Here is a 21,863-nt window from a genome sequence, read left to right as displayed (position 1 = left end):
ATTGAAGGAGCGATTCGATTGGAAAGAGTAGTTGGAACTGTAGTTAGAGGTCTTCGCTGTCCGATTATCAATCAAGGTGATCAAATAGAGGAAATCGTTGTTGATAGTGTGTTACATGCTGCAGAAACAGAAAAAATTCAAATTAATGATAAAGATATAGTTGCTTTGACAGAATCAATTGTTGCTCGTGCACAAGGAAACTACGCTACAATTGAAGCCATAGCGAACGATGTCCACGCGAAATTTGGAGATGATACTGTGGGTGTTATCTTCCCAATCCTAAGTAGAAATCGCTTTGCAAATATTCTTCGCGGAATTGCAAAAGGTGCAAAAAAGATTGTGTTAATGCTCAGCTATCCGTCAGATGAGGTTGGGAATCACTTAGTGAGTATTGATATGCTTGATGAAAAAGGAGTTAATCCTTGGACAGATGTTTTAACAGAAAAACAATTCCGTGATTACTTTGGATATTTGAAGCATACATTTACTGGTGTAGATTATATTGAGTATTATAAATCACTTATTGAGGAATTTGGGGTTGAATGTGAGGTTATCTTTTCGAACAATCCGAAGTCAATTCTAGATTATACAAAGAGTGTGCTTGCTTGTGATATTCATACGAGATTCAGAACGAAAAGAATTTTGGAAGCGAATGGTGGGGAGAAGGTTTATAGCCTTGATAATATCCTGGCAGAGTCAATTGATGGCAGTGGATATAATGAGGAATATGGACTGTTGGGTTCAAACAAATCAACAGAAGATAAGGTAAAGCTTTTCCCGCGTAATTGCCAGCCGACAGTGGACAGAATTCAAAGTATGCTGCAAGAGAAAACAGGAAAAAATGTGGAAGTAATGATTTATGGAGACGGAGCATTTAAAGATCCTGTAGGTAAAATTTGGGAACTCGCAGATCCAGTAGTATCTCCTGCTTTTACAGCTGGACTTGAGGGAACACCGAATGAAGTAAAATTAAAATATCTTGCAGATAATAATTTTTCCGATTTGAAAGGCGAGGAACTGCAGCAAGCAATCTCAAAATTTATTAATGAGAAAGATGAGGATCTTGTTGGAGCAATGGAAGCACAAGGGACAACTCCGAGAAAGCTTACGGACTTAATTGGTTCTCTTGCTGACTTGACTTCAGGAAGTGGCGACAAAGGTACGCCGATTGTCTTTATCCAAGGATATTTTGATAATTATACGAAATAGGGATTTTAGTAAGCAATGCTGGTTATTTTCTGGCATTGCTTGTTTTAGTTTGAACATCATTATAAAGTAGATTCGCGGAACTTTCATTATACAATTCGGGGAAGGTTGTTAATGCAAGACGTATATGGCATGATAAGAGCATATATAATGGATGGAGGAAGCATGTGATGAAAGAAGTACCAAACTGTCCGAAGTGTAATTCGGAGTATACATATGAAGATGGAAATCTATTTATATGTCCAGAGTGTGTGCATGAATGGACTATAGAATCAGGTAAGGAAAACAATGAAGATGAGCATGTGATTCGAGATGTAAACGGAAATGTCCTAAAAGACGGGGATACAATCACTGTAATTAAAGATTTGAAAATAAAGGGAAGTTCATCTGTTGTAAAGGTAGGGACGAAAGTGAAGAATATTCGATTAGTTGATGGCGATCATGATATTGACTGTAAAATCGATGGCTTTGGAGCAATGAAGCTGAAATCTGAATTTGTTAAAAAAGTTTAGATGTTTAGGCTTTGAAAAAGGCATGATGTTTAAAATAAATTGCTTATATGAAGATAAAAAGGACTTAGCTTTTACTGCTAGATTCAAGCATTGAGTCAAGTCCTTTTACCAGGTTTTTCATGATCGATGCTAGCATCGTTGATATAGATGTCGTTGCACAGATAAGGGTGCTTTTCTTTTATAACACCTATTGACAGAAAAGTCTATGTAAATGGAAAATTTTACTTAAAACTACCTCTTATGCTGTTTTGTGTAAATTGACATATATATAATTCATCTATATAATAAACTCGTAAATATGCGAAAGAGGTTCTTAGCTTTAACCCTCTATAAAAAACTAAGGAAAGTGATGCGATTAAAGTCGTGTGCCTTAGGGGTACACGGCTTTTTTTGGTAGGTCTGCAAGGTAGATTTTTATCTGAAAACAAATAAGTGGAGGGAATTACATGAAGGAACAAGATTTGTCAGGATTGACTTTACTAGGAAACCAAGGAACATCCTATGTATATGAATATAATCCAGAAGTGCTGGAGGCATTTGAAAATAACCATCAAGATCGGGATTATTTTGTAAAATTAAATTTTCCAGAGTTTACGACGTTATGTCCGATGACAGGGCAACCTGATTTTGCAACGATTTATATTAGTTACATACCTGATGTAAAAATGGTAGAGAGTAAATCGCTCAAACTGTATTTATTCAGCTATCGCAACCATGGCGGATTTCATGAGGATAGTGTAAATGTTATAATGAACGATTTAATTAAGCTAATGGATCCGCGATATATTGAAGTATGGGGGAAGTTCACGCCGCGTGGTGGTATTTCCATTGACCCGTATTGCAACTATGGTAAACCTGGAACGAAATATGAACAAATGGCAGAGCACCGGATGATGAACCATGATATGTATCCTGAAAAGGTTGATAATCGTTAAAATTAGGTAGGATCTAGGATTGTCATTAAATATATTCAATGCTTTGTTAAGATAGTATGGGGGATTCGTCAAATCGAAGAGTGATGACGAATCCCTTATTTGTTTGCGTTTATTTAACTTAATCTTAGGATAAGGGTTTTCATTAAAAGTTTCTATTTTCTTGACGATCTACCTTTTGAAGCTGCTGCCTTAAATTATGCAGCAATTCCTGTGTTTGTTGAAATTGAGGGTTCTGCAGGGCTTGCTCTCCGTATTGGTTCTGTGCTTGCTGCAATACATCTTCAGCCCGCTGCAGCTGCTCAGTAGCTTGTTCGTATTGCTGATGGTCTACGCTTGCATGATCTTTTGCTGATTGGATCGATTCCATGGACTGGTGGACAAGTTGAGTAGCTTGTTGAATCTGGTCGTGTGGGTTATGTTGAACCATAAAAAAGCCTCCATTCTTTTGTTTAAAAGTACCATAAACTTGGTTAAACCATTGTTGTTATATTTCCAAAGAAAGTTTGTATTATGTATGGAAGACAGTTAAAAAGGTGGACGTTAGGGATAAATAATTTAAATGAGAAGAGCAATCATTATCTGTATTTCGATTATCCAATTAAAAAATAATGAACATCCCCATCTGCCCTAGACTTTTATGTTAAAATGGTATATAGTTACTTAGGTAACTTTTTAGGAGGGGTTTGAATTGTCCCAGCGATTTTTTCAATTAAACATGCAATTTACAAGAACGTTTAGGAAAAAATTGAATGAGCATCTAGTTGAAGTAGGTTTATATTATTCCCAATGGAGCATTGTTTATTATTTAAAGCAGTGCGGATCGGCTACTCTTGTAGAGATAACGAATTATTTGGATGTTGAGAAGCCGACGATATCTCGTACTGTCAAACGGCTGGAGGAACAACAATTAATTGAACGTCTTCCAAGTGAGGATAAGCGAGAGCGGAAGATGCAATTGACAAAAAAAGGCTTGGAAATGTATGAAAAAGCTTATGATGTTGTCAATAAATTTGAACAATCATTACTAGCAGAAATTCCTGAAACAGAAATGGAAGCTTCGTTTCGAACAATTCAGCAACTAAGAGATAAACTTAAGTAAGGAGAGTAAGTATCAGTATGAGTCAAAAACCTAAATTATGGACGAAGGACTTTATTATGGTCGCGACATCCAATTTTTTGTTATTTATTTCGTTTTATATGTTAATTGTAACGTTAGCTATTTATGCTGTAGATCAATTCGATGCCTCCCAAAGTCAGGCAGGGCTTGCATCGAGTATTTTTGTGCTTGGAGCAGTGCTTGTCCGTCCAATTGCCGGAAGAATTATAGATAAGGTAGGCAAAAAGAAATTGCTGCTCTTTGGGCTCGCTTTATTTTTGGTCTTTATGCTATTTTATTTCCCAGTCAATAATTTGGCTGCATTATTAGTCATTCGTTTTATTCATGGTTTTGCTTTTGGAATTAGTACGACAGCTACGAGTACAATTGCGGCAGATATTATCCCAATTGTAAGGCGTGGTGAAGGAATGGGGTACTTTGCAACAAGTACAAATTTAGCCATGGCAATCGGTCCATTCCTAGGATTGTATATTAGTCAACACTTTAACAATCCGATGATTTTTATCGCTACTACTGTCTTCGCAGCTGTTGCATTGATTGCAACAGTTTTCTTACGTGTACCAAAGGTAGATATTGTGAATGAACCGACCCCAACGCGAAAAGGATTTCATATTAATGATTTCTTTGAAAAAACAACTATTCCAATCGCGATTCTTGTAGCTACTGTAGGTTTTGTTTATTCTAGTATTTTATCCTTTTTCTCTGCATATGCAGCGGAAATCAACTTGGTAGATGCGGCTAGCTTTTTCTTTATCATGTATGCAATTTTTCTGGTAGCTTCTAGACCTTTTACTGGCCGATTATTTGATGCAAAAGGCGAGAACAGCGTAGTATATCCATCGCTTTTACTATTTGCTGTGGGATTAGTTATTTTAAGTCAAGCAAGTGTTGGAATCAGTTTACTTTTAGCTGGAGCGGTAATCGGAGTCGGTTTCGGAACTTTCCAATCAAGTGCTCAAACGATTGCTGTCAATCAGGCTCCAAGGCAACGAATTGGACTTGCAACATCTACATTCTTTGTGTTCTTTGATTTCGGTATCGGTGTCGGACCTTTCTTGTTAGGGTTTGTTTTACCTCTTATCGGATTTAGAGGATTATATATTGCAATGGCGGTTATTGTTCTATTAAGTGTAGGAATTTACTATATCGTTCATGGAAAAAAAGCAGCAGAGCAAAGACGAATCAATATGGACAGTACGGAAATGAAAATATCTTAACGGGCGGGGAGGAAACTCTTCGCTTTTTTCTTTATTTTTACAGTAGAGTTGTAGTATTCTATCAACCTCTTTTAAAACGTGGAGTTGATAACATTTTTATATAGAGTACAGGGTCTTTTCTAACGAAACTTAAATACACAACGTTATCTGAATTTTCATGTTTTAGCACCATTTAAAATAAGCAAAATTTTTACTTGATTTATTATTTTGAAATTTCCCTTTAGTGTGTTATCCTTCCGTTAAGTCGCGACTTACTATAAAATTTGGAGGTTGTTAATATCTTTAAAAAAATACTTATTATGGGAGTAGTAGCATCGTTTTTAGTCTCTGCGTTCGCTTTTAATGTCTCAGCAGCAGTTAGTCGGGTAATTGGAGTGACACCTTACGAAGCTCAAGAAATTGGTCTAAGCTTTGAAACTAGTGAAAGCATAACGAGAAGTGAGCTAGTTAATTTCCTTCACGAAATAGAATATGCAGAATCCTCTGAAGATGCATTAGACAATGTACGCTTTGGCATTGCTGCTGGAATAGTGACATATCCACTTTCCAATTTTGGAATTAGCATAGGAGCAAGTGGAGCTTCAGGGTTGCTATCTAGTTTTATAATTAGCAATGACCTAGGCTCAAGAGGTATTCAAACTGTATTAAATAGTTCTACGGCAGATAACTTTTTAATAAGTATTGAATATGAAAGAGGTAATAGGGGACAAGATTATTGGTATGAGGCATCAGATATAAGTGTAGTTCCCAACTGAGGATAACCCTAGAACAAGTTAATTTAATAGAAAATATACTCAAAAGACCGTTGAGAAAATCCCAACGGTCTTTATTATTCAGATAAAAGTTTACTAGCTCTTTTTATTATTAAATATAAATAACTCATATACAAAAATGTTAAAGACAACAAGTACACCTAGCGTTATAAAGCTACTAGTTTTGGGTAAATCAAAAATAAATACTATAATGATTAAAAAAAGTAGAACTGGAATTGCTTGCAAATAATTTTTCTTGCGCTTACTCATCTGGGTCAACCCCTTTGCCTTTCATAGATACTATCGGTAAATAGCGTTCTATTTGATATTAATAAATTCAAAGTTCCTATGAATAAATATTATATTACAGCAAGTCTATAAAATCAAAAAATTGAACATCAATCGAAGGTGGAATCCCTTTCTAAATCTTTGATTTAGTTGGGGGTTAACCTTCGCGTAGTACGGAAGTAATTTAATGACTAAACATTAAATCACAGAATGGAAAAGATCTATGACTCTGAGTCGCAGATAAGATGTAATGATAACAACCAATTTAATTTGGGAAAATTATTTGAAGGTCCATCAAGGAATGGCGAGTAATACTATACTCCTCACTGACTCCAAAAGATGCAAAATGCCTGGAAGGTATCTTATTGATAATCACTGTAACATACTGATAAGCCAGATGCCTTAATATTAATAGGGCACGTTCGGTTTGATAAAGGGGAAGCCATGGGAGTGGTTTCCCTACTTTATTTTTTGTTTTCCAGTAGAGTTGTAGTATTCTATCTACGAAGATATTTTACAAATAATTCAGTTTTTCTGCAGGGGGGCTAGGGCTTAGCAATGTTTCATACAATTTGCTATTTAAAACAGGGAAACCCGAGGCAACAGCAAGCGTATAAGGCTATAAAACAATTGAACATGATGCAAGATCTAATTGATTATACACCAATACTTTGTGGAACGATTCCAATTGGAATAGATGTGAAAGATTCTGATTTGGATATTATTTTGGAAGTGAATGATTTTAGTGATTTTAAAACACGTATCATAAGATTGTATGGGGAGCATGAAGGATTTACAATAAAGCAAATACGGATACGAGATACTCCAGTAATCAAGACTAACTTTCATTATGGCGGGTTTGAATTTGAATTATTCGGTCAATCAAAAGCCGTTTATGAACAGTACGCCTACCTACATATGATCGTCGAACATCATCTATTGAAAGAAGTATCGAAGCTCCGGGAAAAGGTGATTCACCTTAAACAACAAGGGATTAAAACAGAACCAGCCTTTTGCGAAGTTCTAGGGATTAAAGGTGACCCTTATGAACGTCTGATTGAAATGGGAAGAGAAAAGGGGATAATCTAATGAGCGTTGTGATAAAAGAACTGCAAACACAGGAAGACATATTAGAAGCATATCCAGTTATGCGGGAGCTTCGTACACACCTCAGTGAACAATCTTATCTTGATTTGGTCAAGGAAGCACGAGAAAAGGATAGCTATAAAATTATCGCTTTGTATGATCAAGACGAGATTGTAGCGGTTGTTGGATTCAAGCCGATGATAACACTCTATTATGGTCGATTTGTTTGGGTTTGTGATTTAGTTACAAGTCAGACGAGGCGTTCCAAAGGGTATGGTGAAACGTTGCTTTCTTATGTGCATGAATGGGCTAAATCAAATAAATATGAATGTGTTGCGCTGTCATCAGGTCTCCAAAGAGAGGGTGCACATCGTTTTTATGAAAGTAAGATGAATTATAATAAGGTGAGCTATGTGTTTAAAATGGATTTAGAATAAGTGTTTTAAGGGATATGCGCTTACTAAAATCAAAGAAAGTAGAAAGGAAAGTATTCTTTTGAAAACAAAAGAAGAATTAATTGACACACTAGAACGGTTTATACCATGGGTAAAAACGTTGCTAGCATACGATTCTGATGTACTATTTCATCCTACAACAGAAGGGAAGTGGTCTGTTGCTGAAATTATTGCACATCTAGCATTCTGGGACAAATACATTGCTGAGGAAACGATTCCAAAAATGAAACCCAATGCAAGGATTGAAAGCGTTGAATTTCAAGTATTGAATGATCAGGCTTCCGAATATGCATTATCTGGTGTTTCTTTCAATACACTCATTGAAGAGCTAATCGAAAACAGGATAGCATTGGTTTCTAGTTTGAAGGAAAAGACCGATGAAGTATTCTTTGCGAAATTTGTATTAAATCGGGAAGAAATTGATCCGTACTCGGGTTACCCCCATACGTTATATAACTATGTGTGTGGTTTTATCTGGCATGATCAGCATCATAAACGACAGATCGAATCGTTTCTTCGCAAACGTTAAAGTAGTTTTCAAAACTTAGCTTTCTGCATATCTCTCAAACCCGAGAATTTGCGAACGAAAGCAATCTTTCATTCCATGGATTAGTAATGATAATTGGTCACTGTATATTCTCAAAAGCTAAATTGACAAAGCAAGTTAGGTTGCTTTTTTACAAACCTAACTTGCTTCTTTATTAAGAGATGATTAATTCCTTTTTGTATTCTGTAACCATACTAACAAATAGCTCCAGGAAACGTGTATCCCCAGTTAGTTCGGGATGGAAGGAGCTGACAAGTAAGTGCTCTTGTCTTGCAGCAACAATATGCTCGTTATATGTAGCTAAAATTTCCACATGAGTTACTGCGCTCTCCACATAAGGAGCTCGAATAAAGACTGCTGTAAATGGGTCAGCAATACCTTTAACATCGAGCTTCGCTTCAAAGCTGTCGCGCTGCCTGCCGAAAGCATTCCGTTTTACGCAAATATCCATTAATCCAAGATGTGAATCCTCTGAACCTGAAAGCTCTTTGGCGAGCAGTACCATTCCAGCACAAGTACCGAAAATCGGTTTTTTGCTCTTTGCAAATTTCTTTATTGGATCAGTGAATCCATAACGATGAATAAGTCTGCTTATTGTTGTGCTTTCTCCGCCTGGTAAGATTAAACCATCAATTTCCTGAAGTTGTTCGGGTTGCTTAATTGTTATTCCTTCTAATCCTAAAGCGGTAATTTGCTTGATATGCTCTTCAACCGCACCCTGTAATCCTAAGACGCCGATTTTCATGACTTTCATCCTTTCTTAAGAAGCTTACCTTTCTTGCATTCTCTCTTCAGCAGCAAGTGTAGCAATATCGATTCCTTTCATTGCACTTCCAAGCTCTTGGGAAAGCTTACCAATTAGGTCATAATCATTGTAATAGGTCGTTGCTTGTACAATGGCATTTGCGAACTTCTCTGGGTTTTCTGATTTGAAGACCCCGGATCCTACGAATACGCCATCTGCACCTAATTCCATCATTAAAGCAGCATCAGCTGGTGTAGCAACCCCACCGGCAGCAAAATTAACAACTGGTAACTTTCCTGCTTCCTTAATTTGTTTTAATATTTCATAAGGGGCACCAAGGATTTTTGCCTCCGTCATAAGCTCATCATCGTTCATTAAGGTTACTTTGCGGACCTGTGCATTTACTTGACGCATATGACGAACTGCTTCAACGATATTCCCTGTTCCAGGTTCACCTTTTGTACGAAGCATGGCAGCACCTTCCCCAATTCTGCGTGCAGCTTCCCCTAAATCACGGCAGCCACAGACAAATGGTACTGTATATGCGCTTTTCAGCAGGTGGAATTCTTCATCCGCAGGCGTTAATACTTCACTTTCATCAATATAATCTACTCCCATTGCTTCTAAAACACGAGCTTCTACAATATGCCCGATACGTGCTTTCGCCATGACAGGAATGGATACAGCATTCATTACTTCTTCAACGATGCGAGGATCAGCCATTCGAGCAACTCCACCAGCAGCACGAATATCGGATGGTACTCTTTCTAATGCCATAACAGCAACCGCACCTGAAGCCTCTGCAATTTTCGCTTGTTCCGCATTAACAACATCCATAATGACGCCGCCCTTTTGCATTTGCGCCATCCCTCGTTTTACCGTTTCAGTGCCTAATAATTTTTCCATTTTTACCACTCACTTTCTGTGTTGTTTTTTTCAGAATTTAGTTTATTATAAAAAGTATGTGGCTGTATTAAAAGTGTCAGTTTTTATAAAAATGATAGGGTCAGAAAAAAGGAGTGCTAAAAATTATGGATATGCTGTCCTGCCATTTAAACCGAACGAGTGATGTCCCTTTATATGAACAATTATATATATTTATCAAAACAGAAATTATAGATGGGCGTCTGGAATATGGAAGCAAGCTGCCTTCAAAACGGAAGCTTGCTGAGTTTTTAAAGGTTAGTCAAAATACAGTTGAAACCGCCTATGAGCAATTAGTGGCTGAAGGGTATGTGGATGGTATACCGAGGAAGGGATATTTTGTATTGGCGTATGCCGACTTAGAATATGTGCATCAGGCAGAAGCTTCAGCAGAGGATGAAAAAGAAGAGGAAACTGTGATTTATAATTTTCACCCAAGCTGGGTGGATACGGAAAATTTTCCATTTTCCAAGTGGAGGAAGTATGCAAAAAACTCCATGGATATGCAAAACCATTCCTTGCTTCTGTTAGGTGATTCCCAGGGGGAATTTGAGCTCCGCCGGGAAATTGCGCACTATTTATATCATGCCCGAGGTGTAAAATGTGCTCCAGAAGAGATTTATATCGGTGCAGGGAGCGAATTTTTATTGCAACAGCTTGTCCTATTATTTAAGCACCAGACAGTCTATGGTGTGGAAGACCCTGGTTATCATGTGATTTCTCGAATATTAAGCAACTATCCAAATGAAGTACATCCACTTGAAGTTGATGATGAAGGAGTGGACGTGAGCACAATCGAAAATAAACAAATGAATGTTGTCTATGTAACGCCATCGCATCATTTTCCATATGGATCTGTATTGTCTGTGAATCGCAGAGTTAAGCTTTTAAATTGGGCAGCAGCTGCAGTAGATCGTTATATTATTGAGGACGACTATGATAGTGAATTTCGTTACAGCGGGAAATCAATCCCTTCGTTACAGGGGATGGACCAGGCGGGAAGAGTAATCTATTTAGGGAGCTTTTCCAAATCGCTCATCCCCTCACTTCGTATTAGCTATATGGTGCTCCCTAAGCTATTGCTGCAAAAATACAAAAACAAGCTATCATTTTATCATTGTTCCGTTTCAAGGATTGATCAGCATATCTTAACACAATTTATGAAAAACGGAGATTTTGAAAAGCATTTAAATCGCATGCGAAAAATTTATCGCAGGAAATTAGAGAAGACATTAGAGATGTTAAAGCCTTACCAAGAGAAGCTGCAAGTAATTGGAGAACATTCAGGACTTCATATCGTTCTTGCTGTGAAAAATGGGATGGATGAAAAAGAGCTTATCCATCGAGCAACAGAAGCAGATTTGAAAGTGTATGGCTTATCCTCTTATTCGATGGAAAAACGTTATCGTGGTGATCCAAAAATAATTCTTGGCTTTGCAGGAATACCTGAAGAGGAGTTGCCAAAAGCTATCGAGTTGCTGTTAGTTAGCTGGGGTTTTTTCTCAAACTCTATAGATGTAGGTTAATACCAAGCATTGCACTAACTCCTTTATATAGGTACAAAAGGATGGTTAATTAGGACTTTATAAGTCTATTAAAAGGTGACAATAGACCTTCATTTTGCTATACTAATTCTTGTCGTCTTTGGCAGATAGTAAAATTTTCCTCATCTGTCAAATGTTCGATTAAGCTTATAAGGTTAGGAGTTTTGAAATTGGAAGAAAAATATTATGTAAGATTAAACCAAGCAAAAAAATTAATAGATTGTATGGTTAGTGGGACATTTGTACCAGAAGATGCGCAAAGCTTTGTAGATGATTATCATAAAGCTGTAAACTCGATTAACCCAGCAGAATACACGCTTGAATTCGATTGTACGTCGATGCAAGTTGTTTCGGCAGATATGGTTCCCCATTTAGAAGCATGCTTCGGTTTATACAAAGAATCTGGATTTAACAAGGTAATTTTCAAGGTGCAGGATAATGTAGTTTTAAAAATGCAATTTAACAGACTTGCTAGAAACACAGGGTTAACAAACGTAGAAGTTACGTCAGACTAAAACTGAATGAAACGAGAAGAAGAACAAGGTTTCGTTAAAAATCTTGTTCTTTTAGATTGAGCAATTATCATGAATCAGATATAGAAGAAGGGATTTTACATCTTATGAATATCAGAATAAAGGAAGTAGGAATTTATCATCCACAAACATTAGTGAATAATGAATTTTACCTCGATCATTTCCAAAAGCAAGGCAAAGATATCAGACGATTTGTCCAACATATGGGAAGGAAAGATCGCTATATCATTAAAAACAATGATGAGAATGCACTTACGATGGCGATTGAGGCAAGTAAAACGGTACTGGAAAAAGCGGGAATGTCAGGAAAAGATATTGATATGCTTGTCTTCTCTACACAAACACCAGAATATACATTTCCAACGAATGCATTATTTCTGCACAATGCCATTGAAGGAGATGAGCACACGATTGTACTGGACTCGAATGCAAACTGTGCAGGAATGACAGCAGCGGTTGAACAGGCATCACGTTATATGAAAGCAAATCCAAACGTAAAAACTGCCCTCATTGTAGGTTCAGATTATAACTCACTTCTCTGTGATCCAGAAGATGAAATTACATATTCTAACTATGGTGATGCTGCTGCTGCGGTAATTTTAGAGACGACAGAAGAAGATACAGGCTTCATCGACTCAGTTTATGCAGTAGATTCGAAAAGCAGAAATAATATTGTTTATCCTGAACAGGGATTGTCGAATACACTACGAGGGGTGGCTCAAGGCAAATATATTAAATGGATTCCTTTTGATGGAAGTGAAAGTATGAAACATGTTGAGGAATCCTTCGAAACAATCTTTGAAAGAAATAACCTAACGAAAGCGGATATCGGAATATATTGCCTCTCGCAATTTTCACTTGCAACAATTCTAGAGATTCAAGAAAAATTCAATATTCATGATGATCAGATTGTTTACGTAGGAGATCAATTTGGTTACACAGGCACTAGTAGCCCATTTATTGTTCTGCATGAAGGCGTTAAATCCGGCAAAATTAAACGCGGAGATTATTTATTATTCTGGACCATTGGTGCAGGATACCAGATTGTAACGATGGTATTTAAATATTAAATCGCAAAAAAAACCGGCATCCTTATAAGTGGATGCCGGCTTTTTATTAAAGTTTATTTTCCTTGACCAACAGCTGGCTTTTTCCATAAGCCAAGCAATACAGCTGATACAACAGTACCAATGGCAAGGGAAAGCAGGAAGAATAAAGGATTCTCTGCTAAAGGAATTACGAAAATTCCTCCATGTGGTGCTGGGATAGCACTATTCCAGAATTGCGTTAAACCACCAGCGATTGCTGCTCCTAGAACCGAGGATCCGATTACGCGTAATGGATCTGCAGCAGCGAATGGAATCGCACCTTCCGTAATAAAGGAAATTCCCATCACATAGTTCGTGACACCTGATTTGCGTTCATTTTCATTAAACTTGTTTTTAAAAAATGTTGAAGCAAGCGCAATGGCAAGTGGTGGCACCATTCCTCCAGCCATAACTGCTGCCATCAGGCTGCCATCTCCAGTGTCCGTGAAAATACCAATCGAAAATGCATACGCAGCTTTGTTAAATGGGCCACCCATATCGATAGCCATCATGCCACCAAGTAATGCTCCAAGAATAACTGCATTTCCTGTTCCAAGGTTTTGTAAAAATTCAACCATCACATGGTTAAGACCGGCAAAAATTGGGCCAAACACAAAATACATAAGAAGGCCAGTGAAAAATAGACCTAAAACAGGGTAAAGCAAGATTGGCTTTAAACCATCCAATGCTCGTGGTAAGCCGCGTAAACCTCTTTTTAAAAGTACAACGATATATCCAGCTAAGAAACCAGCAACTAAGCCACCAATAAACCCAGCTTCACTTTGAACAGCAATTAATCCACCAACCATACCTGGCATTAATCCAGGGCGATCTGCGATACTCATTGCGATAAATCCAGCGAATATTGGGATTAAGAAGTTGAATGCATTGCCACCAACTTCATTCAGGAAAAGAAAAATTTCACTGTCACTGCCTAAAATACTTTCAAATAGGAAGGAAATCGCTAATAGAATACCACCACCAATAACAAATGGCAGCATATGTGATATCCCATTCATTAAATCTTTATACACAGTGTTTAGTACAGATGATTTTTGCTTTTCTTCGTTATCAGAACTGACAGCAGACTCTTGTGCATGATAAACAGCTGCATCATGATTCACTGCTTTGGTAATCAGTTCTTCTGTTTTCTTAATACCGTCTGCTACCGGTCTTTCCAATACACGCTTGCCATTGAACCGAGCCATTTCTACTTTCTTGCTTGCTGCTACAATAACGGCATCTGCACGTGCGATCTCTTCATCGGTTAAACGGTTTTTCGCTCCATCCGAGCCATTTGTTTCTACACGAATGTCGACATTCATTTCAGCTGCTTTTTTCTTTAAAGCATCTTCAGCCATATACGTATGAGCGATTCCAGTCGGGCAGGCGGTAACAGCAACAATAAATGGTTTAGTTGAATCGGTATCAACCATTGTATCCGCTGGGGATTCAGTATCATCTTCTTCAGACTGATTGAACAGCTGATGAACTTCATCAGGTGAGTTTGCTTGTTTGAGCTGCCCGACAAAATCTGGGTCAATTAATAATTTGGAAAGTGATGCAAGTGTTTGCAGGTGAGTATCATTGGCACCTTCTGGAACAGCAATCATAAAAAATAAATATGCAGGCTGACCATCTAGCGACTCATATTCAACACCTTTTGTACTCTTGGCAAAAAGCACTGCAGGTTCATTTACTGCTTTTGTTTTAGCATGTGGCATTGCAATGCCATCACCAAGACCTGTAGAGGATTGTGCTTCACGGTTTAATATAGCCTCTTTAAATTCCTCTGCATCCTGGACAACGCCATTTTTATGGAGGCTACGAATCATTTCGTCAATTACGGCCTCCTTGGTTGTTGCCTGCAAGTCCATAATCATAATATCTTTTCTTAATAATTCGGTTGTTTTCAAGGTTATCATCCTTTATTAATATTTTTACACAGGGGAAATTTTTACTTGATCAACTAAAGCGAGAATATCGTTTCGCTTCGCTAGATCATCAGAAAAGGCTGTTGCGCTGCCAGAAGCTATCCCCATCTTAAATGCTCGCTCTGCATCCTTTGTTTTGATATATTCACCAACAAATCCGGCAATCATGGAGTCACCTGCTCCTACAGAGTTCTTAACAACTCCTTTTGGACTTGTTCCTTTATAGATGACTTCTTTTGTGAAAAGAAATGCGCCATCACCAGCCATGGAGACGATTGCGTGCTGTGCTCCAAGCTCGAGTAATTTCTTGCCATATTGCAGGATAGTTTCTTTCGTGTTTATCTTAGTTCCGAATAGCTCTTCCAATTCCTCGAGATTCGGTTTAACGAGTAAAGGATTATAAGGCAATGCAGCCTTTAAGTCTTCACCAGTAGTATCGATAATAAATGCAGCATTGGATTTCGTAATCACATCAATTAATGTATGGTAGTAATTATCTGGGAGAGAAGGTGGCTTGCTTCCCGATAAAATAACACTATCTTCACTGGAAATATTACCGATTTGTTTTAAGAGAGCATCGGCTTCTTCAGTGGAGATGGCAGGTCCTTGCCCATTAATTTCAGTTTCAAGCTCTGATTTTAGCTTAATATTAATTCTCGTATCATTTTGAATTTGGATGAAATCTGCAGAAATATTGTCCTTTTGTAACCAATTGGAAATAAAATCTCCGGTAAATCCCCCTAAGAAACCAAGTGCGGTTGAATGTACATCAAGTTCTTGTAAAATTCGAGATACATTAATACCTTTGCCTCCAGGGAGTTTTAGATCGTTTGTCATTTTATTCAATTTTCCAAGGTCCATATTCTTCACTTGTACGATATAGTCAATGGATGGATTTAAGGTAATTGTGTAAATCATTGATTCGCCTCCCAAATTGTTGTTTTCGCTTTATAGGGTCTAAGGTCCTCATGACAGGAATCCGTAATCAACGTAACTTCTTCGATCCCGCATACGTTTACGAAGTGAACTTTATCCCATTTTGTATAATCTGCTAAGACATAAGCTGTCGCAGAATGCTGATGGGCAATTGTTTTTAATGCCGCTTCTTCTGGGTCGGGGGTTGTACAGCCGAATGTTGCATCGATTCCATTCATTCCTAGAAAGGATTTATTGAATTGGTATTTTTGCAGTTCATTTTGACTTGGAGTACCAACAATAGCTTTTGTTGATGGCTTTACTTTACCACCTATTAAAATGGTGTTGATTTCTTTATCTGTAAGTAAGGATGCATGTACGATTCCGTTTGTTACTACAGTAATATTCCACTTATTTATGAATTCAATCATTGCTAATGTTGTTGTTCCGGCATCTAAATAAATCACGTCATTATCTTCAATAAAAGAAGCTGCTAATTTTGCAATGGCTATTTTTTCTTGATTGTTTTTGATGGATTTTTCCTGAATTGACTGTTCGCTATCCAATTGATAGATACGCTTTGCTCCTCCATGGATACGTGTTAATTCTCCAGCTTCCTCCAAATGTTGCAGATCTCTTCTTATTGTAGACTCTGAACTGTTAAGTGCATTCATTAAATCTTGCGTTTTAACAATGTTCGCCTGTTTTAATTCATTTAATATGAATGTATGTCGTTCCTCAGTTAACATATACACCCTCCTAATCAGTATAATAACATCAAAAACAGTCAAAAACAATCAAGTTGATAGCGTTGTCACAAAAACGACTTATTGTTTAAATGTTCATAATAAAATTACTTTTGACTCTAAGTAAAAATCGTAATATGATAGTAACAATTTATTACGAGTGAAAAGAGATAATTTGGGAAATAAAAGGCAGCAAATTTATTTGACTAACTTATAGACTGGCATTCGTTAAAAAGAATTTGTTTGGTAGGGTTTGGACACTTCGTGAAGACATTCTATCTGCAATGAAGACAATGCATTCACTGAAATGTCGGAATTGTCCATCATTTTACATTGAATAAAATATAAGGGGATATACATCATGAAACAATCAACGAAGAAATATATCATTGATCGAATGTACAAGGCTTCTATCGGGCTTGCAAACGCCGTGTTGGTAACACTCGGAATTGGTTTGTTGGTTGAAGCTTTTGGAACCATTACTGGTTGGGCAGGATTTACAACAATTGGTACAGCTGCTCAGCTAATGCTTGCCCCAGCTATCGGAGCTGGAATTGCATATCAGTTAGGTGGAAATACATTAGTTATCTTTAGTGCAATGGCAAGTAGTACGGTTGGCGCGAATGCTCTGCAGCTTGCCGCTGACGGTGGATGGGTCCTGACAACTGGACAGCCTGTAAGTGCCGTTTTGGCAGCAGTTATCGCAACATGGGTTGGTAGAAGAGTAACTGGAAAGACGAAGTTGGATATGCTCGCTATTCCATTTACTGCAATCATGATTGGGGGCGTGTCAGGTGTATTCCTAGCATGGGTCACAACTCCTGTCCTTGTATGGTTAAGTGAAAAGATTGCTACTTCTGTGGGAGGATCACCATTGGTTGGTTCGATCGTTATTGCCCTTATATGGAGTGTATTTCTTATGTCGCCGGCTTCTTCAGCAGCTATCGCGATTGCACTCCAGCTTGATCCTGTTTCTAGTGCTGCTGCATTAATCGGCTGTACGGCACAATTTGCTGGTTTTACTGCAATGTCGTTTAGACAAAATGAACTTGGAGCAAATATTGCACAGTCATTCCTTACACCTAAGGTACAGGTACCCAATATCGTGAAGAATCCACGATTAGTAATTGGCCCATTTCTTTCATCAATTATTTGTGCACCAATCGCTATTATTCTATTTGATTTCCAAGTTCCATATCAGCTTGCTGGACTCGGGTTAAATTCCTTTATCGCTCCGCTAAATATTATAGCGAATCAAGGACTAGGAACATTAATAATGTATCTTGTAGTAGGTGTCTTCCTACCGATTATTATCTCTATTTCGGTTTATCATGCATTGAAAGTAATTGGTTGGGCAAAAACTGGTGATTTGCGAATGGAAGTACAATAAGATAGAAGAAAGCCACATATTGTATAAAAAAAAAAGCGTGATCAGTTTCGCTACGTGCGAATCGATCACGCTTTTTATAATTGGCAGGAAACTATAAAGTTTGCATGCATTTGATAACTTAGATACCGGAGCAGCCACGTCCAAGAAGCGCTACAGCTGTAGTCAGACTTCACTCCACCGTAATTCGCTTGCCGGACGCTTGCGACTATGTTTTATTATGGATTGGATGATTCTATTTCAAACTGTGTTGTCACACGCTCTAAAGATTTAGACAATCCAGATATTGTTAACCCCACCTCATGTGTACGTTGCATTTGTTCGTATTGCTGTTCACTTTTTACGCGCATTTCTTCAGCGCTAGCTAACGTTTCTTGAGAAACAGAAGCAAATTCATCTGCCGCATATTCTAAAGCAGGAATTTCATTTTTTAAGCTTTCTAGCTCTGCGTTCATATCCTGAAGTTTTGTCCCAACCTTTGCGATTTCCTTCATAAGATTATCCAATGATAACTTTGCATCGTTTGCTGTCGTAATATTTAAACCTATCTTATTTAACATTTGTTCAAATTCTTCAGTAGCATTGGAGGTAATATTCCCCATATTGCTAATAGATTGAGTGATTTTAGCAGCAGTTGCGGAAGATTGCTCTGCAAGTTTACCAACTTCATTGGCGACAACGGAAAAACCTTTACCAGATTCTCCAGCACGAGCAGCTTCAATCGTTGCATTAAGTGCTAATAGTTTTGTTTGTTCTGCAATTCCTTGAATTAATCCTACTGAATTTGAAATGGACATCGAGTATTCATTTACTTGCTGAATTGTTTTGGTTAAATGCTCAAAGTCATTTTCGAAAGCTTGTGTTGTATTGATTAATCGTGATATATGTTTTTCGCCAGTAATTGCTGTATTCCCCATACGTTTGGAATTGCTAAATACAATAGCCATATTCGTGATGATATCCTCTGTTTTGTTTTTCATCGTAATAAAGCTTGCTACACTGCTTTCTGAGCTGTTCGCAGTTTGTTCTGCACCTAATTTTACAACATTAATAGACTCGGTTAAATCATGGCTGTATTGTAGTGCGTCATCAGAGGAATGCTCTAGTGTCTTTCCTGTACGCGACAATTCAACTGCAGTTTTCTTTAACTCATTAAACATGGTCGTCATCTGGTTAATCATGGAATCATAGCTTCTATGTAATGATACAAATTCTGGTATTGTAGTTTTCATTGCTACCGAATTCTGAAGGTTTCCATTACGAACTTCCCGCATTGTGTCTCGCAGAACAGAAAGCGGCTTGGTTAAGGTACGAACAAAAAGGATAATCAATATAGTAGAAAGAATAATACTTGTAGCGGTAATTAAAATAGATACAAATCCCATACTATTAACAGGTGCCATAAATGATTGTGTCGGCACAAGTAATACATAGGTGCCGTTAATTTCGTCCATTTGTTGGAAAGTTATTGTGTACGTTTCGCCATCAATTACGCGCTGAAGCTGCCCATCCTGCGATTCTGTAATGGTTTGAACCAAAGAATCAGGAATATTTGGCAGTGAATCCGCACTGACTGGAAAAGGTGTTACACTATTATCAGCAATATAAAAGAAATCCGATTCCATCCCATCGGTTTCTAATTGGCTCTGCTGCGTACGAATGTTAGAATTCAATTGCTGCATAAAATAATCTTCATCACTCACGTAGAGAAAGTGGAGATTTTCTGCTATGTAACCAATTAATTGAGCTTCGCGAACTAATCGATCTTCAATCGTAGTTATTGTCATTTGCTTCGCTTGTATGTATGAAGTAACTCCAACCGCAGTGACGGATAAAAAGATTAAAGATAAAAACAATATACTCAATCTAGCATGTAAATTTGTTTTAGTAAGTAAGAGATGGTAAAACCGTTTCACAAAATTGATGCCTCCTTAATTTTCGCAAAGATAAACAGGTCTTTCGGACTGCTACTATTTCAGTATAACAATCTATTGTTAAGTTACTGTAAAGTGAATGTAAAGGATTATTTTCCTTTCTCCATCAAGGGATTGAATAGAATTGATATTATTTCCACCACAATTGTTTGACAAGTGAGGTATAATAGAGGGTGGTAGACGTAAATTTGAGGAGGATAAAAATGACTACTATTAATAAAGGCGAAAATAAATTTTATGTAGGAGACAATATAAAAGAACCACTTGCAGAAATTACGTTTGTGCAAATTGGAGATTCGAAAATTGTAATTGATCATACATATGTTTCAGATGAATTACGTGGTCAAGGTATTGCTGGAAAATTAGTAGAGCAGGTCGTTTTGTTTGCCCGTGAAAAAAACAGAAAGATAACACCGTTATGTCCTTATGCGAAAAATAAAATCGAAAATACTCCAGAATTTCGAGATGTGTTAGGCGCGTAATTTCATGTACCTAACAATCGAGGAAACCGCGGAATATATAGCAATGAATCCCTCAAGTGTTACAGCGCTGGTTATGCAAGGACGTATACGTGCAATTCATGATGGGGAGCAGTATTTAATTAATAAAGAACAGTTTACAACACATTTTGAACAAGTAGAAAAGTACAAAAAAATGATTCAAGAATATCTAAATGAACCAATACCAGAAGATATAGATGTGAAAGATGAAGATTAAAAAAATGGCAAATTTCAATTAGTGTTAAGTATATGCTAGACTTTATTGAAGGAAAGTGTAGCATATACTTAACACTTTTTTGGCAGTCTGCATATTTCTTTCTGCATAAGTGCAACTTAGGCATTCGCTAAAGGCTCTGAGAATGCTAAGTTCTCTAATATAACTGCTATTCAACTATAGAGGAGTTTATCATATGGCTAGTAAATATCATTCAAAAAATAAACAGCAACCAAAGTCACTTCAATTTAAAGTAGAAGAGGCAAGTGAATTATTACCTTTTTTAATAAAGGTCATGTCAAATCGTAGTCGCAATTCCGTTAAATCAATACTTGCCCGTGGTCAGGTAACGGTTGATGATCATATTGAAACGAAGTACAATTATGCCTTGCATCCTGGACAAAAAGTTACGATTTTAAAAAATAAAGCTGCGATTAAGCAGAATGTATTAATAGGCATGTCTATCTTGTATGAGGATGATGCCGTTATTGTTATCAATAAGGAAGCAGGACTGCTTGCGATTGCAACAGAAAAGGAAAAAAAGCAAACAGCTTACCACCAGCTGATGGAATATGTAAGACAGGAAGACCCAGATAATCGAATATTTGTTGTGCACCGTTTAGACAAAGGTACATCCGGCGTAATGCTGTTTGCCAAGCATAAAGAAGTAAAGCAAACCTTACAAAATAATTGGAAACGGGTGGTTAAGGAACGTACGTATGTTGCGTTAGTTGAAGGAGAAGTAACGAAGCAGGACGGCTATATTTCATCCTGGCTTAAGGAAAGTAAGGCGCATAGAGTCTATTCTAGTCCTATTAAAAATGATGGGCAGCTTGCAATAACGCGTTATAAAGTAATGCAATCCAATGAGGATTTTTCATTGCTTGAAGTAAAATTAGAAACTGGCCGTAAAAATCAAATACGTGTCCATATGGAGGATCTTGGACATCCGATTGTTGGCGATAAAAAATACGGGTCTAAACATAATGTGATTGGAAGATTAGGTCTCCATGCGAAAGTATTATCATTTCAACATCCAACTACTGGACAATTACTGCTGTTCCAAGCAGATGTGCCAAAATCATTTTTGAAGAAGTCGAAGTAAAAAGAACAAAAGTGGAAGCGTCCGGTAAGCGACGTACGGACTGCGCCCCGTACTTTGGGGTGGTTCGACTTGTCGAACATTCTTACGCAGGAGATTCACTCCAAAGTATAAGATGAACTATGACTTTCGCCGTTATGGGCGAAAAGTCAAGTTCATCTAAAAGGAAACATGCCCCTGTA

At 37.5% G+C, this 21,863-nt stretch carries 23 protein-coding genes and 1 riboswitch; of the genes, 16 read left to right on the top strand and 7 right to left on the bottom strand.

Going from position 1 to position 21,863, the window contains the following annotated elements; translation table 11 throughout:
• The first annotated feature begins 18 nt into the window (after positions 1–18).
• The 3 genes from NYE61_RS08305 to queF all read left to right on the top strand — a co-directional run bounded on the left by NYE61_RS08305 (position 19) and on the right by queF (position 2,653).
• A complete protein-coding gene (locus NYE61_RS08305; RefSeq protein WP_251659652.1) occupies positions 19–1,209 on the top strand; it encodes a coenzyme F420-0:L-glutamate ligase in 1,191 nt (396 codons plus the stop codon).
• A 167-nt stretch (positions 1,210–1,376) separates the two neighbouring features.
• Entirely contained in the window at positions 1,377–1,718 is a 342-nt protein-coding gene (locus NYE61_RS08300) for a zinc ribbon domain-containing protein YjdM (RefSeq protein WP_303447657.1), read from the top strand.
• A 300-nt stretch (positions 1,719–2,018) separates the two neighbouring features.
• Positions 2,019–2,065: riboswitch (PreQ1 riboswitch) on the top strand.
• 99 nt (positions 2,066–2,164) lie between these two features.
• Positions 2,165–2,653 carry a preQ(1) synthase gene (gene queF, locus NYE61_RS08295; RefSeq protein WP_095313753.1) on the top strand — a complete coding sequence of 163 codons (489 nt, stop codon included), beginning with the start codon at positions 2,165–2,167 and terminating at the stop codon, positions 2,651–2,653.
• Between the two features lie 142 nt (positions 2,654–2,795).
• On the opposite strand, the gene NYE61_RS08290 is transcribed toward queF, so the two are convergent.
• A complete protein-coding gene (locus tag NYE61_RS08290) occupies positions 2,796–3,080 on the bottom strand; it encodes a hypothetical protein (protein ID WP_095313751.1) in 285 nt (94 codons plus the stop codon).
• Between the two features lie 261 nt (positions 3,081–3,341).
• Here NYE61_RS08290 and NYE61_RS08285 point away from each other — a divergent pair, with 261 nt between their 5' ends.
• The 6 genes from NYE61_RS08285 (at position 3,342) to NYE61_RS08260 (ending at position 8,097) form a co-directional block, all read left to right on the top strand.
• On the top strand, positions 3,342–3,752 hold the full coding sequence (locus NYE61_RS08285) for a MarR family transcriptional regulator (protein WP_095313749.1): 411 nt from the start codon (positions 3,342–3,344) through the stop codon (positions 3,750–3,752).
• 17 nt (positions 3,753–3,769) lie between these two features.
• Positions 3,770–4,987 carry an MFS transporter gene (locus tag NYE61_RS08280; protein ID WP_095313747.1) on the top strand — a complete coding sequence of 406 codons (1,218 nt, stop codon included), beginning with the start codon at positions 3,770–3,772 and terminating at the stop codon, positions 4,985–4,987.
• 299 nt (positions 4,988–5,286) lie between these two features.
• Complete coding sequence (locus NYE61_RS08275) at positions 5,287–5,742, top strand: hypothetical protein (RefSeq protein WP_095313745.1); 456 nt, start codon at positions 5,287–5,289, stop codon at positions 5,740–5,742.
• 843 nt (positions 5,743–6,585) lie between these two features.
• Complete coding sequence (locus NYE61_RS08270) at positions 6,586–7,116, top strand: DUF4269 domain-containing protein (protein ID WP_095313744.1); 531 nt, start codon at positions 6,586–6,588, stop codon at positions 7,114–7,116.
• Complete coding sequence (locus NYE61_RS08265) at positions 7,116–7,550, top strand: GNAT family N-acetyltransferase (RefSeq protein WP_095313743.1); 435 nt, start codon at positions 7,116–7,118, stop codon at positions 7,548–7,550. The genes NYE61_RS08270 and NYE61_RS08265 overlap by 1 nt, the downstream gene beginning before the upstream one ends.
• A gap of 58 nt (positions 7,551–7,608) precedes the next feature.
• Positions 7,609–8,097 carry a DinB family protein gene (locus NYE61_RS08260; protein WP_095313740.1) on the top strand — a complete coding sequence of 163 codons (489 nt, stop codon included), beginning with the start codon at positions 7,609–7,611 and terminating at the stop codon, positions 8,095–8,097.
• 172 nt (positions 8,098–8,269) lie between these two features.
• On the opposite strand, the gene pdxT is transcribed toward NYE61_RS08260, so the two are convergent.
• Complete coding sequence (gene pdxT, locus NYE61_RS08255) at positions 8,270–8,860, bottom strand: pyridoxal 5'-phosphate synthase glutaminase subunit PdxT (protein WP_095313739.1); 591 nt, start codon at positions 8,858–8,860, stop codon at positions 8,270–8,272.
• A 24-nt stretch (positions 8,861–8,884) separates the two neighbouring features.
• A complete protein-coding gene (pdxS, locus tag NYE61_RS08250) occupies positions 8,885–9,766 on the bottom strand; it encodes a pyridoxal 5'-phosphate synthase lyase subunit PdxS (RefSeq protein ID WP_149472698.1) in 882 nt (293 codons plus the stop codon).
• 125 nt (positions 9,767–9,891) lie between these two features.
• Between pdxS and NYE61_RS08245 the strand changes: the two genes are divergently transcribed.
• The 3 genes from NYE61_RS08245 (at position 9,892) to NYE61_RS08235 (ending at position 12,931) form a co-directional block, all read left to right on the top strand.
• The gene (locus NYE61_RS08245; protein ID WP_303447656.1) at positions 9,892–11,310 is read left to right on the top strand and encodes a PLP-dependent aminotransferase family protein; all 1,419 of its coding nucleotides are present in this window, start codon (positions 9,892–9,894) and stop codon (positions 11,308–11,310) included.
• Positions 11,311–11,498: 188 nt separating this feature from the next.
• Entirely contained in the window at positions 11,499–11,843 is a 345-nt protein-coding gene (locus NYE61_RS08240) for a hypothetical protein (RefSeq protein ID WP_303447655.1), read from the top strand.
• Between the two features lie 104 nt (positions 11,844–11,947).
• A complete protein-coding gene (locus NYE61_RS08235; RefSeq protein WP_303447865.1) occupies positions 11,948–12,931 on the top strand; it encodes a ketoacyl-ACP synthase III in 984 nt (327 codons plus the stop codon).
• A gap of 53 nt (positions 12,932–12,984) precedes the next feature.
• Here the strand turns inward: NYE61_RS08235 and NYE61_RS08230 are convergent, their stop codons facing one another.
• From NYE61_RS08230 to NYE61_RS08220, 3 genes are read right to left on the bottom strand one after another with little or no spacing between them, the layout of a single operon-like run.
• Positions 12,985–14,865, bottom strand: coding sequence for a fructose-specific PTS transporter subunit EIIC (locus tag NYE61_RS08230; protein ID WP_303447654.1), 1,881 nt, complete (start codon positions 14,863–14,865; stop codon positions 12,985–12,987).
• Between the two features lie 24 nt (positions 14,866–14,889).
• Positions 14,890–15,801, bottom strand: coding sequence for a 1-phosphofructokinase (pfkB, locus tag NYE61_RS08225; RefSeq protein WP_095313730.1), 912 nt, complete (start codon positions 15,799–15,801; stop codon positions 14,890–14,892).
• Positions 15,798–16,547, bottom strand: a complete 750-nt coding sequence (locus tag NYE61_RS08220) for a DeoR/GlpR family DNA-binding transcription regulator (protein ID WP_205126999.1) — start codon at positions 16,545–16,547, stop codon at positions 15,798–15,800. Before NYE61_RS08220 ends, pfkB begins: the two co-directional genes overlap by 4 nt.
• 358 nt (positions 16,548–16,905) lie before the next feature.
• Between NYE61_RS08220 and NYE61_RS08215 the strand changes: the two genes are divergently transcribed.
• A complete protein-coding gene (locus tag NYE61_RS08215; protein WP_303447653.1) occupies positions 16,906–17,934 on the top strand; it encodes a PTS sugar transporter subunit IIC in 1,029 nt (342 codons plus the stop codon).
• Positions 17,935–18,149: 215 nt separating this feature from the next.
• Here NYE61_RS08215 and NYE61_RS08210 read toward each other — a convergent pair whose 3' ends face one another.
• Positions 18,150–19,847 carry a methyl-accepting chemotaxis protein gene (locus NYE61_RS08210; protein WP_095313725.1) on the bottom strand — a complete coding sequence of 566 codons (1,698 nt, stop codon included), beginning with the start codon at positions 19,845–19,847 and terminating at the stop codon, positions 18,150–18,152.
• A gap of 221 nt (positions 19,848–20,068) precedes the next feature.
• Here NYE61_RS08210 and NYE61_RS08205 point away from each other — a divergent pair, with 221 nt between their 5' ends.
• The 3 genes from NYE61_RS08205 to NYE61_RS08195 all read left to right on the top strand — a co-directional run bounded on the left by NYE61_RS08205 (position 20,069) and on the right by NYE61_RS08195 (position 21,684).
• Positions 20,069–20,347 (top strand): GNAT family N-acetyltransferase, encoded by a 279-nt coding sequence (locus NYE61_RS08205; protein WP_095313722.1) that lies wholly within the window; start codon positions 20,069–20,071, stop codon positions 20,345–20,347.
• A 4-nt stretch (positions 20,348–20,351) separates the two neighbouring features.
• On the top strand, positions 20,352–20,582 hold the full coding sequence (locus NYE61_RS08200; protein WP_095313720.1) for an excisionase family DNA-binding protein: 231 nt from the start codon (positions 20,352–20,354) through the stop codon (positions 20,580–20,582).
• Positions 20,583–20,775: 193 nt separating this feature from the next.
• Positions 20,776–21,684, top strand: coding sequence for an RluA family pseudouridine synthase (locus NYE61_RS08195; protein WP_303447651.1), 909 nt, complete (start codon positions 20,776–20,778; stop codon positions 21,682–21,684).
• Positions 21,685–21,863: the final 179 nt, after the last annotated feature.

It is taken from the genome of Oceanobacillus sp. FSL W7-1304 (assembly GCF_037969805.1).
Taxonomy (GTDB): Bacteria; Bacillota; Bacilli; order Bacillales; family Amphibacillaceae; genus Oceanobacillus; species Oceanobacillus profundus.
The sequence above is the reverse complement of the archived record's forward strand: the minus strand, read 5'-3'. Positions and strand labels throughout refer to the sequence as shown.

Coding starts and splice junctions, on each gene's coding strand:
- NYE61_RS08275 (WP_095313745.1), top strand. CDS start 5,287: ATGGGAGTAGTAGCATCGTTTTTAGTCTCTGCGTTCGCTTTTAATGTC.
- NYE61_RS08195 (WP_303447651.1), top strand. CDS start 20,776: ATGGCTAGTAAATATCATTCAAAAAATAAACAGCAACCAAAGTCACTT.
- NYE61_RS08270 (WP_095313744.1), top strand. CDS start 6,586: ATGTTTCATACAATTTGCTATTTAAAACAGGGAAACCCGAGGCAACAG.
- NYE61_RS08215 (WP_303447653.1), top strand. CDS start 16,906: ATGAAACAATCAACGAAGAAATATATCATTGATCGAATGTACAAGGCT.
- queF (WP_095313753.1), top strand. CDS start 2,165: ATGAAGGAACAAGATTTGTCAGGATTGACTTTACTAGGAAACCAAGGA.
- NYE61_RS08235 (WP_303447865.1), top strand. CDS start 11,948: ATGAATATCAGAATAAAGGAAGTAGGAATTTATCATCCACAAACATTA.
- NYE61_RS08290 (WP_095313751.1), bottom strand. CDS start 3,080: ATGGTTCAACATAACCCACACGACCAGATTCAACAAGCTACTCAACTT.
- NYE61_RS08200 (WP_095313720.1), top strand. CDS start 20,352: ATGTACCTAACAATCGAGGAAACCGCGGAATATATAGCAATGAATCCC.
- pdxS (WP_149472698.1), bottom strand. CDS start 9,766: ATGGAAAAATTATTAGGCACTGAAACGGTAAAACGAGGGATGGCGCAA.
- NYE61_RS08245 (WP_303447656.1), top strand. CDS start 9,892: ATGGATATGCTGTCCTGCCATTTAAACCGAACGAGTGATGTCCCTTTA.
- NYE61_RS08280 (WP_095313747.1), top strand. CDS start 3,770: ATGAGTCAAAAACCTAAATTATGGACGAAGGACTTTATTATGGTCGCG.
- NYE61_RS08265 (WP_095313743.1), top strand. CDS start 7,116: ATGAGCGTTGTGATAAAAGAACTGCAAACACAGGAAGACATATTAGAA.
- NYE61_RS08300 (WP_303447657.1), top strand. CDS start 1,377: ATGAAAGAAGTACCAAACTGTCCGAAGTGTAATTCGGAGTATACATAT.
- pdxT (WP_095313739.1), bottom strand. CDS start 8,860: ATGAAAATCGGCGTCTTAGGATTACAGGGTGCGGTTGAAGAGCATATC.
- NYE61_RS08205 (WP_095313722.1), top strand. CDS start 20,069: ATGACTACTATTAATAAAGGCGAAAATAAATTTTATGTAGGAGACAAT.
- pfkB (WP_095313730.1), bottom strand. CDS start 15,801: ATGATTTACACAATTACCTTAAATCCATCCATTGACTATATCGTACAA.
- NYE61_RS08220 (WP_205126999.1), bottom strand. CDS start 16,547: ATGTTAACTGAGGAACGACATACATTCATATTAAATGAATTAAAACAG.